This window comes from Pseudanabaena cinerea FACHB-1277, from assembly GCF_014696345.1.
Classification (GTDB): Bacteria; Cyanobacteriota; Cyanobacteriia; order Pseudanabaenales; family Pseudanabaenaceae; genus Pseudanabaena; species Pseudanabaena cinerea.
The window spans coordinates 1-13,925 of the sequence record NZ_JACJPY010000061.1 but is presented as its reverse complement, the minus strand read 5'-3'; the positions used below and the strand labels follow the sequence as shown (position 1 = coordinate 13,925).

Annotated in this window: 12 protein-coding genes and 1 tRNA gene; 6 read left to right on the top strand and 7 right to left on the bottom strand. The window is 44.7% G+C overall.

What is annotated here, in order from left to right; translation table 11 throughout:
• Window positions 1–147: 147 nt before the first annotated feature.
• From H6F44_RS16210 to H6F44_RS16200, 3 genes are read left to right on the top strand one after another with little or no spacing between them, the layout of a single operon-like run.
• The gene (locus H6F44_RS16210; protein WP_190352070.1) at window positions 148–525 is read left to right on the top strand and encodes a response regulator; all 378 of its coding nucleotides are present in this window, start codon (window positions 148–150) and stop codon (window positions 523–525) included.
• Window positions 512–1,522, top strand: a complete 1,011-nt coding sequence (locus H6F44_RS16205; protein WP_190352069.1) for a diguanylate cyclase domain-containing protein — start codon at window positions 512–514, stop codon at window positions 1,520–1,522. The genes H6F44_RS16210 and H6F44_RS16205 overlap by 14 nt, the downstream gene beginning before the upstream one ends.
• Before the next feature lie 3 nt (window positions 1,523–1,525).
• Window positions 1,526–2,233, top strand: a complete 708-nt coding sequence (locus tag H6F44_RS16200) for a response regulator (protein ID WP_190352068.1) — start codon at window positions 1,526–1,528, stop codon at window positions 2,231–2,233.
• On the opposite strand, the gene H6F44_RS16195 is transcribed toward H6F44_RS16200, so the two are convergent.
• Complete coding sequence (locus H6F44_RS16195; RefSeq protein WP_190352067.1) at window positions 2,214–4,418, bottom strand: putative bifunctional diguanylate cyclase/phosphodiesterase; 2,205 nt, start codon at window positions 4,416–4,418, stop codon at window positions 2,214–2,216. The genes H6F44_RS16200 and H6F44_RS16195 overlap by 20 nt on opposite strands.
• Window positions 4,419–4,601: 183 nt before the next feature.
• On the bottom strand, window positions 4,602–5,123 hold the full coding sequence (locus H6F44_RS16190) for a Ycf51 family protein (protein WP_190352066.1): 522 nt from the start codon (window positions 5,121–5,123) through the stop codon (window positions 4,602–4,604).
• A gap of 266 nt (window positions 5,124–5,389) precedes the next feature.
• On the opposite strand from H6F44_RS16190, the gene H6F44_RS16185 reads away from it, so the two are divergent.
• From H6F44_RS16185 to H6F44_RS16175, 3 genes are all read left to right on the top strand, one after another.
• A complete protein-coding gene (locus H6F44_RS16185; RefSeq protein ID WP_322096241.1) occupies window positions 5,390–6,235 on the top strand; it encodes an LmeA family phospholipid-binding protein in 846 nt (281 codons plus the stop codon).
• 7 nt (window positions 6,236–6,242) lie between these two features.
• Window positions 6,243–6,890 (top strand): YggS family pyridoxal phosphate-dependent enzyme, encoded by a 648-nt coding sequence (locus H6F44_RS16180; RefSeq protein WP_190352082.1) that lies wholly within the window; start codon window positions 6,243–6,245, stop codon window positions 6,888–6,890.
• Between the two features lie 77 nt (window positions 6,891–6,967).
• Window positions 6,968–7,041: transfer RNA gene (locus tag H6F44_RS16175), tRNA-Pro, on the top strand.
• 150 nt (window positions 7,042–7,191) lie between these two features.
• Here H6F44_RS16175 and H6F44_RS16170 read toward each other — a convergent pair.
• From H6F44_RS16170 to H6F44_RS16150, 5 genes are all read right to left on the bottom strand, one after another.
• A complete protein-coding gene (locus H6F44_RS16170; protein WP_190352065.1) occupies window positions 7,192–9,252 on the bottom strand; it encodes a ribonuclease catalytic domain-containing protein in 2,061 nt (686 codons plus the stop codon).
• Window positions 9,253–9,329: 77 nt separating this feature from the next.
• Window positions 9,330–12,506 (bottom strand): type I restriction endonuclease subunit R, encoded by a 3,177-nt coding sequence (locus H6F44_RS16165; protein WP_190352064.1) that lies wholly within the window; start codon window positions 12,504–12,506, stop codon window positions 9,330–9,332.
• A gap of 8 nt (window positions 12,507–12,514) precedes the next feature.
• Entirely contained in the window at window positions 12,515–12,829 is a 315-nt protein-coding gene (locus tag H6F44_RS16160) for a DUF4926 domain-containing protein (RefSeq protein WP_190352063.1), read from the bottom strand.
• On the bottom strand, window positions 12,826–13,176 hold the full coding sequence (locus H6F44_RS16155; protein ID WP_190352062.1) for a DUF6883 domain-containing protein: 351 nt from the start codon (window positions 13,174–13,176) through the stop codon (window positions 12,826–12,828). The genes H6F44_RS16160 and H6F44_RS16155 overlap by 4 nt, the downstream gene beginning before the upstream one ends.
• A gap of 3 nt (window positions 13,177–13,179) precedes the next feature.
• Window positions 13,180–13,818 (bottom strand): restriction endonuclease subunit S, encoded by a 639-nt coding sequence (locus H6F44_RS16150; protein WP_190352061.1) that lies wholly within the window; start codon window positions 13,816–13,818, stop codon window positions 13,180–13,182.
• Window positions 13,819–13,925 lie beyond the last annotated feature (107 nt).

Below are 13,925 nucleotides of genomic sequence, written 5' to 3'. Positions count from 1 at the left end.
TATTGCGGTTTAAGCCATAATGCCAATTCACGAAAGTGTACTAACACTTTTGTGAATTGAAAACCAAACCCCATCAGGGTTTACTAATTACACAATCATGCAGCCATTTTTTAATTGGGTATTGCTAGTTTTATTTTTCAATTTACAATGGCAAAAATTCTACTAGTCGAAGATAATGAAATGAACCGTGATATGTTGTCACGAAGACTAATACGTCGCGGCTTTGAGGTGATTATTGCTGTAGATGGCAACATGGGGGTAATCACGGCTGAGCAAGAGTTGCCAGATTTAATTGTGATGGATATGAGTTTGCCAATTTTAGATGGATGGGAAGCCACAAAAAGATTAAAACAAATAGAGGCAACCCATAACATTCCTATCATTGGTTGCTCGGCGCATGCGATGGTTGGCGATCGCGAAAGAGGTATAAAAGCTGGCTGTGATGATTATGATACTAAGCCCATTGAATTCACCCGTCTCTTGGCAAAAATCGAGAAACTCTTGGATAAGTATGCGAGAAACTAATGACTCGAATTTATTGATTGTGGATGATGATCCGATGAATCGGGAAATTTTGCATCGTCATTTAAGAAATTTAGGATATACCAACATCACCAGTGTTGATAGTGGTAAGAGTTGCCTAGAGGTAGTAGCTTCGCAGACAGTGGATCTAATTTTGTTAGATATGATGATGCCCATCATGAACGGATTGGAGACATTGGAAAATCTTAAGGTACATAAGGAATGGCGCATCATTCCTGTGATTGTTATTTCGGCTTTAGACGAAAAAGCAATGATGCTATCCTGCATTCAAAAAGGGGCAGAAGACTATTTGATTAAACCTTACGATCGCGTACTGCTAAAAGCTAGGGTTTCCGCTTGCTTGGATAAGAAGTCTTTACACGATCGCGAAATTTTGAATAAACAAAAGCTAGAGGGGGCATATAAAGAATTAGCAGTTGCTTACTATGAGTTAGAAATTATCAAGAATGAATTAGAGGCACTGTCGCACCGTGATGGGCTAACAGGCATTGCCAATCGGCGTTATTTTGATACGACCCTAGACCGAGAGTGGAAATCAGCGCTTAGGGAACAGAAATGTCTGTCGCTGATTTTATTTGATATTGACTACTTTAAAAAATATAATGACACCTATGGACATCTAGCGGGGGATGATTGTCTGTGCCAAGTGGCTAACTCTGCCTCGCGGGTAACTAAGCGGCCTCGTGACACCCTCGCAAGGTATGGTGGTGAAGAGTTTGCAGTCATTCTACCTGAGACTGACTTAGTGGGGGCTGGCGTATGTGCGGAGAAAATTCGAGCAGAAATTGAAAGCCTTCGCATTAAACATGAATCGTCACAGATCATTCCATACGTTACCGCCAGCATTGGTGTGTCAACTATTTTGCCTAATCTACAGATTACAGCACTGCAATTGATCAAAGAAGCTGACCTAGCACTATATCAAGCAAAACGGGATGGCAGAAATCGCGTTCATCTTTGGCAAGATCCCCAGGAATAAACTATGAACCATCAAAATTTTCAAGTGTTAATTGTCGATGACAATGAAATCAACCGCGATATGTTGGCGAGACGGCTGCATAGAAGGGACTTTCAGATCACGATGGCAGTAAATGGTCGCGAGGCTATAGATCGGGTGCGTCAATCTCCTTACGATTTGATTTTGCTGGATATTATGATGCCTGAGGTGGATGGCTATACGGTGTTGAAGTTTTTGAAGGCTGATCCGCGCCTAAAAAATATTCCGATAATTATGATCTCAGCGATCGAGGAAATGGATAGCGTCATGAAATGTATGGAGATTGGCGCGGATGACTATCTTACGAAACCCTTTGATCCTGATACGCTGAAGGCGGCGATTAATCGCTGCTTAGCTAATAAACTACCGACCCAAAATCCACCAACAAATCCGCCAACGATGCCCATTGGTAGGGTTAATACTGCACTCAATATTAGCAATGCTCCTAAGTCAGTGTTTAGTTTGCCAGAGGAGACTACAAGGGGCACGCCCACCAGTCGATTAACCCTTGATGAAGTGGTTCTTAGAATTATGCAATCTAGATCAATCAACCGTAAGGCTTACTTATATTTTAGTAAGGCAATTTTTAATACCCTTTTTGAACATGCTGGTTTGACAGATCAGGAGGTGCATCAAATCCGTTCTGTTTTTGAAGCTATTCAGTCGGGAAAAATCAAGGTTGTGGATGGTTAAGATTTAGTTGGTTCGCTAGCCAGATTGTTGCTTTTTGACTGTCTAGGGGATGGGAAATCAGATAACCTTGGATACCAATACTACTGCCTCCGACATTCTCGAAATAGTCTAGCTCTTCAGCCGTCTCTACGCCTTCAACGACTATGCCCATGCCAAGGTTGTTGGCTAGGCGCAAAATGGCTTGAATGATACGTTTGCTCTTGATATCGGAAATTATCTTGTTAGTGAAACTGCGATCAATTTTGAGGACATCGATCGGGAGGTTTTGAAGATAGCTAAAGGAGGAGTAGCCAGTGCCAAAGTCATCGATATAAATTTGGATGCCAAGTTCGCGCAGTTCTGCCAGTTTCTGGGCTGACGTATCAAGATTTTGCATGAATACGGACTCGGTGACTTCTAATTTAATGGAGCGTGGTGATATTTGCTGGCTGTGAATGATTTGGCTCATCCGTTCCACAAAGTTAGGCTGGGTCACTTGCATGGTTGAGACGTTGATGCTTAAGGTAAGTTGCAGATGATTAAGATCTGACTGCCATATACTCAGTTGTTGGCAAGCTTTTTCTAAAACCCATTCACCGATCGCGACAATTTCGCCTGTCTCTTCGGCGATCGGCAGAAATTCTTGAGGTGAGATTAATCCTTGCAGAGGGTGCATCCATCGCAATAGGACTTCAAAGCCCAAAGTTTGATGTTGGTGAACCGATACAATTGGTTGATAGAGCAAATATAACTCTTGATTTGCGAGGGCGTGGCGTAGATCATTTTCTAGTTGAACAGTGGATTTGGGACTTTGATCTGCTCTTTGAATGTATAGTGCTTGCTTGCCTCTGCCAATTTTGCGAGATTGATGCATGGCAAGACAGGCATCTCTGAGAATTTCATTGGAGTAATTATGATGAGGCGCTTTGAGGGCAATGCCAATACTGACGGAGGTGAAAATTCGCTGCTGATCAAGCACAAATGGCTGCTTGATGCTGTTGAGAATCTGTGTGCCGATCGCTAGGGCAGTATCAACGTGATCAAGATGTTCAATGAGAATGGCAAATTCATCACTATCAATTCTAGCTATGGTTATATTGGGCTGATGGTAGGTTCGTAGTTGGCGACTAATGCTTTGCAGAATTTGGTCGCCGATCGCCATGCCGAAGTTTTCATTAATCGATTGCAGGCGATCGCAGTCGATGAAGAGAACGGCAAAATTATAATCGGGATTGTTTTGGGACTGCCTAAATGCCGCATCTAGGGAGTTCATAAAGGCGTTGCGATTGGGCAGACTAGTAAGGGAGTCGTGTAATTGACTATGCTGTAATTTGGCTAGTACTTGATCCCGTTCCTGTTTGACGACCTCTGACTTTTCTAGTAGCTGCATTTGATGAATAAATATTGCTAACTGAGTGGCAAATTTTTCTAGTAAGTCGACTTCCCATGCTTGCCAAGTGCGCGGTGCATCGTATTGATGGATCAAAATTAGTCCCCAAGTTTCTCTGCCATTGGGGATAGCCACAGCGATCGCCGCCCTAATACCTAGAGGCTGCAATGATGCTGATATTTGTGGATCGACATTGCTAATATCCGCGATCGCATAGCTAATGTTTTGCTGGCAGGAGGCAAGCCATGCTGCGGAACTGTACAAAGCTGGAATTGGCTGGTTTAGTAGTGATATTGTCGGAAGCCTAACAGCTTCGTGCTTAACGTAAAATCTATCTTCAGATGCTGTAAAGGTTGCATCGCGGACGGTGTTACTTAAATGATTTTGAGTCGCCAAAGGATAAACAATTACTTGATCGGCTTGAAGTAATTGCAGGATTTCAAAGGCAACGGTATCGAGCAGTTCCTCAAGATCCATAGATTGCTTGAGACGGGCAAATGTGAGAGCTAGTAATATCGATGTCTCATCTTCATTTTGCAAACTATTCTGGATATTAGTTTGGATATTAGTTTTGGGATCAGTTTGGTTATTAGTTGATGTGTGGGAATCAAAACCTAAGCGACTAAGCTGGTCTAGCTGTTGACTCAGTCTTCTAGCGTTGTTGGCAGTTTCTTGGTAGCAGTCGGCAAGTTCAGCGCTTAGCGATCGCATATTTCGCAATTCTGCTTGCATTGTAGCTGGCAGTTCTGGGGAGTTGCTAAGGCGGTCTATACATTCTAATATCGCTGACAACGTTTCAGAAAACTGTGGTTGCATAGCTTCAGGGGTAACAAAGTTTATCGCTTGCAGGAAAGTACAGACTATTGAGGCTTTAGGTGTTACAGAAATAATATTGCTCATCAACGCTTTGTGCTGATGAGCAATATTATTTGTGGGCTTTAAGATTTATGGGGTTTAAATTAGCGCAAAGCACTATGACGGTGCTATTTCATCAATAAGTTAAGCTTGAGTTGAGGGCAGTTCCGCAAACTTGTCTAAAAATATCTCTATTTCTATGTTGGGATCGTTGCGTAAATTCATTGATCGTTTCACTCGCCCTAGATATAGCGGTTTGGAAAGCCCCACTTGAGGATGAATGACGGTGCGGGCATAAATAGTTAGTTTTTCTTCGCCTTGAGTGTTACGACCAGACGAAAATAGGTTGTTACTTGCCTGTTGCAGCGTTAGTTCAAGTTGTTCTGGGGTAATCGTGGGGGCAACGGCGATCGTGGCAGCAGGGCCAAAACGGTCATACACCACTTTAAAAGGCAATGCCCCAGTGACAGGCGATCGCGTAATTGGCTCAAAACTTAAGGAAAATAAACCCACTACCAACACCACCGAAAATAGGGTGACACCAACCATGCGATAGCGCCAACTCCATTGACGAGCCATAGCTAAGCCCGTCACCAAAGCGCAGGCAAGGACAAATATGCCCATACCCTGTGCAAGTTGACCAAATAAATCGGGGGTTAATGACATAATTTATAAACTTAGATTTTTAGATTTTTGGATTTTAATGTTTAGATATAGCTGTTGCCAGTCTTACGGGGCTTTGCGCTTACCTTTACGCTTACCTTTGCGCTTACTTAGAACCTAGAGTGTTTTTTGTAAGGGGCGCTCTGCACTCATTTCAAAACAATCTCTGGACTATATAAGGCCACAACAGACTGTATTGAAGACTAAACTCAGTAAGGTTTTTAAATCAAGAAATGGCTTAGCTATTCTTTGATTTGGCATTAATGTCAGTGACTACAACTACAACTGAGACAATTCTATACGATAGGATGATTGGTATGGAAATAATTGCAGGTTTGATGACGGCGTTTTTGGGACTGGCAGGTGCGCCTGGTATTGCCATTGATCGAGTGGCAACCGACTTTTTGCGTAGCCAAATTGTGCGGGCTGATCGGTTGGAAGTACGGGTTGATAACGCGCCCAACTACCAGATTTTGTTAGGTAATGTCGATCGCATTCGTGTGGCGGGGCGGGGCATCTATGTTTTGGAGTTTTTAAGAATTGATGAAATAGATCTAGAGACTGATCCCATCAGCATCGATCCCAATACCTTGCAGTCTGGTAAGGTAGTTTTGCGCCGTCCATTGCAAGCTGCCGTGCGGGTGTTGTTGCGCTCCGATGATATTAATCAAGCATTGCGATCGCCAATTGTTCAATCTTCATTCAAAAGCCTCAGTATTGACATTACAGGCACTAATAAAAATCCTGAGATTTTAGATCTCGTTGATCCTGAAATTAATTTTTTAGAAGGCGATCGCCTACGTTTAACCGCCACCCTGCAATCTCAACCTACTCCCACCAAGCCCACCCCCACCAAGCTCAATATTGCCATTAACGCAGAGCTAAAAACCATCGGCGGCACAAGGTTACAGATCATCAATCCCGTAATCGAGCTAGAAGGTACGCCCGTACCTGATCGGCTAACCAAAGTCTTTGCGGATGGACTCAACAAAATTCTTGACCTGCGGCAATTAGAAAGCAAAGGGATTTTTGCAAGGGTTTTAAAGCTAGAGCTAACGGAAGGAAAAATGCAGGTAATTGGATTTGCTAAAATGGACGCAATTCCTAGTGAATAATAATTTCATGATTGCCGATCGTATAGCCCAAATTCGCCGTAGCATTCCTTCAGAGGTCAAACTAGTTGCAGTCAGCAAATACACCACCCCTACTGCCATCCGTGCTGCCTATGCCGCAGGAGTGCGAGATTTTGGCGAGTCGCGGGTGCAAGATGCAAAAGCCAAGCAGGAGGAATTAGCGGATCTAGGTGATATCACATGGCACATGATCGGTAGTCTGCAAAGTAACAAGGCAAAGGCGGCGATCGCCCAATTTGATTGGATTCATTCCCTTGATCGCCTAAGTTTGGCAGTTCAGTGCGATCGCCTGATTGCGGAGCTAGGCAAATCTCCCCAACTGCTTTTGCAAGTAAAACTCGCCGAAGATCCCAGCAAATCGGGCTGGTCAGAGCCAGAATTGCTAACCGATCTGCCCGAATTAGCAAAATTGCAAAACCTTAACATTGTCGGTCTGATGACCATCCTGCCCCTTGGTCTTAACGAAGTCCAAGCCTATGAGCTATTTTGTAAAGTTGGCAAATTAGCCGAAAAAATGCGATCGCTAGGATGGACAAACATTCAAGAGCTATCAATGGGAATGTCTGCGGACTATGCGATCGCGGTAAAAGCAGGGGCATCCTTAATACGTGTGGGCAACCAAATCTTTGCTAGCTAGTTCTTTATTTACAAATTCCCTTTAGGCTTGCAAACTTTTTCGACAACTGTGCTATATTAAAAAAGCACAAAAAACAACGGGATGTAGCGCAGCTTGGTAGCGCACCACTTTGGGGTAGTGGGGGTCTTGGGTTCAAATCCCAACATTCCGATAGTCTTGATGATTTCCAGCTTGTTTAGATCTGGAAATCATCAATCAAAAACATAATAGTTGGCAAGCTGATTGACTGACAAAAGTCTAGGAAGCCCAAGTAGTGTGTCACATTTGTTGGGTTGTGAAACATCACCCAATTTTTAGTCAATCAGCATAACGAGGGGGAGCGCTCCATTTCTAGCTCAATTTCGGAAGTTGTTTGAGAAGCTTCTTGGAAATAAATCACATCCTTGCGTGGATCGACCTCAGAGGTTCTAATTCGCAAATTATCCCCAACTTGGATTTGGCGATTGATTCGCATCGGTAATTTCAAGCCCAAATCTTCAATTAAAACTAACGCTAACTTCTCATTCTCACGCAACCAATCTAACATTAGGGCTTCCCACACCTCATCCTTATTGCGGCGCAGATATTCTAGACTCCAATAGCGTACCGATTGCTTTTCTACCTGATTAGCATCCCAAATCGCAGGATCGATCGCTTGTAAAATTGCCGTGAGCATTTCGGCGGTAAAGGGCAGAGGTTCATTTCGCAAAAAGGCTTTGATCTGCCAATGGGCAAGCAAGTCGCTATAGCGGCGGATCGGCGAAGTTACTTGTGCATAGGCATCTAGCCCCAAACCTGCATGGCGCGAAGCATATAGCCCCAGTAGCCCTTTGGTCATGCAGCGACAGATGGCAAACTCACGCACGGGTCCCGATGGCAACTGCATCAGGGTATCTAGGGGCGGCAGTTCAGGCTGTTCTTGATAGCGATAGGGAATGGGAATATTGTGGGTTTGGGCAAATTTGGCGGCAACTTCACCTGCGAGGATCATCATCTCGGCAACCAATTGGCGCGAGAAGGTATCTTCCATCAGTTCGAGGGTGAGGCGATCTCCATTTTGCGAATCCACCTTAACCGTCGTATCGGGCAGATGGATCTCGATCGCCCCTTGAGCAACGCGCCATTTTTTGCGTAATCTTGCATAATCGGCAAGCCTTTCGAGATCATCCTCCACGCCTAATTGCAGCATCTCCTCCACATCTTCATAGGTGAGGCGATAGTTGGGCTTAACGAGACTTGCCACAATTTCATAATTGGCGATCGCCCCCGACTCATCGAGATCCACGGCAAAGGACATGGCATGACAGACCTTGCTCTGGATCAAGCTCATGGGTCCTGCCGCCAACTCAATGGGGAACATGGGGATCACGCCCGTTGGCAAATAGACGCTAGTGCCACGCTTACGCGCATCGCGATCCAGCACACTCTCAGGCTCTAGCCAACGGGTGGGGTCAGCAATGTGAATCCAAATGCGCTTGCCGCCATCGGACAGGGTTTCAATGCTCAGTCCATCGTCAATTTCGGTGGTACTAATATCATCAATGGTATAAACGTGCAGATGGGTGAGGTCGCGCCGCAACTGCTGCATATTGTCAGGGATTGGATTAGTCATACAGTCTTGGGCGGCAGCGATCACTTCATTGGCAAAACGAATGGGGACTTGACTACGGAGTAAATTTAAATTTTCATGCTCATTCCAAATACCGAGATCCACTAGCATTTGAAATGCCGACTGTTCGCCCTTTGAGCGTTTGGCAAAACTTAAAAGCTCTTGCGCTGCCGCCTTGTCTGAGGATTCGTCACCATTGAGGGCATAGCGCTCTAAACATTCTAGCCTTGTGCGATCGCTACTAGTCCATGCTACTTCACCACCTGCTAGCTTATCATGCAACTTTTGCTGAAACTCTGCCAACAGTTTAGCGCGTTGGGCAGATGCCTCTGCCTGATGTCTTAGCTCCGCCACCTGTGTACCAGAGCGCGGCTCATAGAGATCGCCCTTTTGTTTAAAGTAAATTTTGTCATCACTCAATAAACAATAGGCGGCATAACTGGTAACACTAGAGATCTCCGAAAAAAGCAGATTTGCCAGATCGTTGGGGCTAGTCGCTTGGCTATCTTCGCTCAAAATTTCCCAAGCCACTTCGAGGCTAGAAGGATCGAGAAACTTGGTGACTTTTTGCAGAAAGCTAGGAATTTGATTGTAAGTAAAACTATTACTTTCGCCATTGACCTTGATGGTGTAGTTAATTTCGCGGGGGTGAATAATGTGATTATTGCCATTTTCATCGATCGCTTGCCAATGTTTTTTCCCTTCAGGTCGATCGATCACCATCAAACGGCGATCGCCATGCAGTTTCACTTCAACCAGCGTCCCTTTTTCCAAAATAGCCCCTTGTCTGCTACAGCCACATAATTTTTGTCTAATATTCTACCTTTGTCTCAGACAAACTGCGAGAAAAGTCAGCAGTGATTGGTTGCAACTTCAAACTCAGTAAAGACTTTGGCTTGATCTAAGACTAACTCGGTGGCTAACGCCTCCATATCGGGAGGGTAGCCATACTTCCGAAGTAAACGTTTGACAGCAACTTTCATTCTGGCTCTAACGCTTTCCTTGAGATTCCAGTCGATCGAGGCATTTTTACGGATGCGATCGCATAGAACGATCGCTAAGTCTCGCAATTTATCAACACCCATCACATCTTGAGCGCTTTGATTTTGGGCTAGGGCATCGTAAAAAGCTAGTTCGTAGGGTTCTAGTTTTAGGGTTTCACCTCTGGTTTGGGCGGCTTTAGTATCCTTTGCCATGTTCAGCAATTCTTCGAGGATATCGGTAACGCTGATGACTTGGTTACGATAGCGGCGCAGGGCATCTTCGAGGAGATCGGCAAGTTTGCGGCTTTGGACAATGTTGGTACGGCTACTTGTTTTGATTTCATCCTTGAGCAGTTTTTGCAGAAGTTCAACGGCGAGGTTTTGATGTTCCATGCCGCGCACTTCTGCCATGAATTCATCGGAGATGATGGAGATGTCAGGGCTTTTTATTCCTGCTTTATCAAAAATATTAATCACGGCATCAGATACGAGAGCCTGATCGACAACTTGACGGATCGCGGTTTCGATATCGTGGTTGCTGAGGTTGCCGCCTTCTCCTTCGCCTGTGAGTTTGCGGAGACTGGCTTGGATGGCTTGGAAAAATGAGATTTTTTCCGAGGCGGCGATCGCGTCGGGATGGGGGACAGCTAGGGAATGGGCTTTAGATAGGGCGCTAACTTCAGAGAAAAAGCGATCTTTAATCGTGGGGGCGGCGACATAGTTGGCGGCGTTTTTGAGGATATTGAGTTTTTCGCCTGTGGTGCTGTCGAAATAATGCTCATAGGCAAAGTCCGCCATGATTTGCTCGACTATTTCTAGTTTGGCAAGCATTAGCCCCACGGCTACATCTTGATTGAGGGTGAGGTCGCCTTTACCGCCACTATTGGCATAAAAGGATAGGGCTTTTTTGAGTTCGGCGGCAAGTCCCAGATAGTCCACAATTAAACCGCCTGTTTTCTCAAAGAAGACGCGATTAATGCGGGCGATCGCTTGCATGAGGTTATGACTTTTAAGCGGCTTGTCGATATACATGGTGTGCAAGCAAGGGGCATCAAAGCCAGTCAGCCACATATCGCAGACTATGACCAATTCGAGGGAGTTTTCGGGGTCTTTGATACGTTGGGCTAGGGTTTGACGGTTGGCTTTGCTGGTGTGGTGTTTGACGAGATTTCCTTCATCGGAGGCACTGGCGGTAAAGACGACTTTAATTTTGCCTGTGGTCAGGTCGTCACTGTGCCAATCGGGACGGAGGTTGACGATCGCATCGTAGAGATTGACGGCAATTCTGCGAGTCATGGTGACGATCATCGCTTTACCTTTGTTGACCTGTTGCCGCGCTTCAAAGTGGGTAACGATATCTTGAGCGATTTGTTGGAGGCGTTGGGTTGAGCCGACGATCGCTTCAATGCGAGTTTGGTTAGCTTTGGCTTGTTCCCTCTCCCCTAGCCCCTCTCCCAAAGGGAGAAGGGAATCGAGGTCTTCGTCTAGTTCATTGAGGAGTTGACGACCAGTTTCGTCGAGGTCAACTTTGACGAGGCGGCTTTCGTAATAAATGGGGACGGTTGCACCATCGGCGACGGCTTGGGAGATGTCGTAAATATCGATGTAATCGCCAAAAATGGCGGGTGTGTTTTTGTCGCTTTGTTCGATCGGTGTGCCTGTGAAGCCAACAAAGCAAGCATTGGGGAGAGCATCGCGAATATATTTAGCGAATCCGTAGCGGGTCGCTTTGCCTGTGATGTTGCCGTTTTCATCTTTGATATCGACTTGTTTGGCGGTGAATCCGTACTGGCTACGGTGTGCTTCATCAGCGAGGACAATGATATTGGCGCGATCGCTAATTTTTGGATAGAGGGTTTCCCCGTCGGCGGGTGAGAATTTCTGGACGGTGGTAAAGATAATTCCGCCTGAGTTGGTATTGAGCAGTTGGCGCACGCGATCGCGATTATCTGCTTGTTGTGGGTCTTGTCTGAGGAGTTGCTGACAACCTGCGAAGGTGTCGAATAGTTGATCGTCGAGGTCGTTGCGATCGGTTAGCATAACCACTGTGGGATTATTCAGGTTTGGGTTTAAGACTAGTTTTCCTGCCAGAAATACCATTGATAGGGATTTGCCGCTTCCTTGGGTATGCCAAATTACGCCGCCCTTGCGAGGGTTGTCTTCTTGAGATGATGCCTTGATGATCGATTCGACGGCTTTATTGACTGCGTAGTATTGGTGATAGGCGGCGATTTTTTTGATCGTGGTAATGCTGACAATGCCAGTATTGAGGTCTTCGCTACGAGTTTTTTCAAATACGGTGAAGTGGCGGATCAGGTCGAGGAGGGTTTGTTTGTTGAGTAGTCCTGTGGTCAAGATTTCTAATTCGTTGATGTGGTTCTCGCCTGTGGGTGTTTTCCATGCCGAAAAACGGTTAAAGTCGGCGGTGAGGGAACCTGCACGGGCGGAGAGTCCATCGGAAATGACTAGCAGGGCGTTGTAGGTAAATAGGCTAGGGATTTCGCGTTTGTAGGTTTGCAGTTGATTATAGGCGGCGCGAAGGTTGGCTTTTTCATCGATGGCATTTTTTAGCTCGATGACAACGAGGGGCAAGCCGTTTATAAAGATGACCAGATCGGGGCGGCGATTGTGGTTGTCTTCGATGACGGTAAATTGATTAACTACCAGAAATTCGTTGTTGTCGATGTTGTGCCAGTCGATCAGGTTGACGGGTTCGCCTCTAGTTTCGCCGTTTTTCTGATATTCAACGGTGATGCCTTCGGTAAGGTATTTATGGAATATTTCGTTGTTGTTGAGTAGATCGGAACTGGCAATATTAAAGATTTCCCGTTGAGCTTGGTTGAGTGCATCGGCGGGAATGGTGGGGTTAAGGCGATAGATGGCTTGTTGTAAACGTGTTTTTAAAACGATTTCACCGAGGTTTTCGCGCTCTTGGTCTTTGCCTTCGGGTTGGAGGTCGTAGCCGTGATGGTAGGCATAACCGAGGTTTTGCAAGAGTTGGAGTTGGTATTGTTCGATCTCGTCTTCGGTGAGGCTAGATTTCATAGCAATAGTTAGGCTCTCTGATAAATAAATCGGGCAAAATCAAGGACTTCTTGGCGTTTGGTGTCGGAAAGGTTGCTAAAAATAGCGGCAATTTTATCGGTGGGTGTGACCCATTGCTTTGTGGAGATTTGCCAGACGACTATAAATTGTTTGGATGATAGGGCGCATAGTGCGGTAGTTTCGCCACTTTCATTAACAAATTCCACTTCAAAATTATCATCGTCATAGCATTCAACGATTGTGCCTTGATCGCCTACAAATTGTTTGTGATCTGGCAGGTTAACAAGGATTTCTACAATGTCGAGTAATTCTGGCTTAATCATGATTTTTTAGGGATATAGATTGTGGCTAGTCGAGCTTGTTTTGAGTTGGGAGCAATTAGCCAGCCTGTACGCACAGTTTCTATTTGCTCTGATTCTACACCTTGAATTTTTAGGTCTATTTGATATCTTGTGCCATATTGATCGCTGTTCTGCTCTAGGGCTTCTGCGTTGAGTGCTTGAGCGTAGATCTGATCGAGTAGTGGTTGGTAGTTGTCTTTGGTGTAGCCCAGATGTTTTTGAAACATGAAGGCTTTGTCTTTTCCTTTGGGGTTGTCTGAATCGAGGGCATAGGTTGTAAGTTTTCGAGGATCAATCAATATTTCATCGACAATTTCTCGTAGTTTCATTGGCTATTCTTTAACGCGGAGTTGACCGCTCATTAGTTTAGGTAATAGAGAATCACGGGTTTTAGTTAGGTTTTGGATTTGTTGATAATTAAGCTCGATTTTTTCTAATACAGACATCCATAAATTAGAAGCATTTTTTAATATCTTATTTTCAGGGATAATAACTTCAACTTCTCTAAGTTCTGATTGTCTTATTCCTTGCACAGTTGATCCAGTTGCGCGTCTAAGAAGTAAATGTTGTCCTTGTGGTGATCTGAGCCAAAAATACAAATAAGGATAGCTAAATTCATTATTGATTCGTAAAGCAAATAATCGCTGAGACAAAATATATTTTTGATTACTCGCTAAGCAATATACCTCTCCTAAAGGAGCTTCAGAAGTTAATAAAATATCTCCCTTTACTAGCTCATCTTTCATCCACTTTTTATATAAATCTTCATCACCAAAGTTAACTAGATTCTCTGCAAGAATTTTTCCGTTTTTAATATTCTTAGCCGAAAGTGCGGGTATTCCTTCATTAGACCAGTCACGCCCTAATTTTTTGGGAGTTTTTCCGCGATAGTCAATGATTAAAGACAAACAATCATTTAAAGTCCCAATGTGCCAATCTTTCGGTATTTCGCCTAACTTTGAAGGAGTCATCGCACCCTGACGGGGCGACAAAAGATATGGGAAGTATGAGTAGATGGGGATTTGAGGATTTAAGATAAAAAAGATAGGTCAAGTCATAGTAAGTATGACCTATCTAG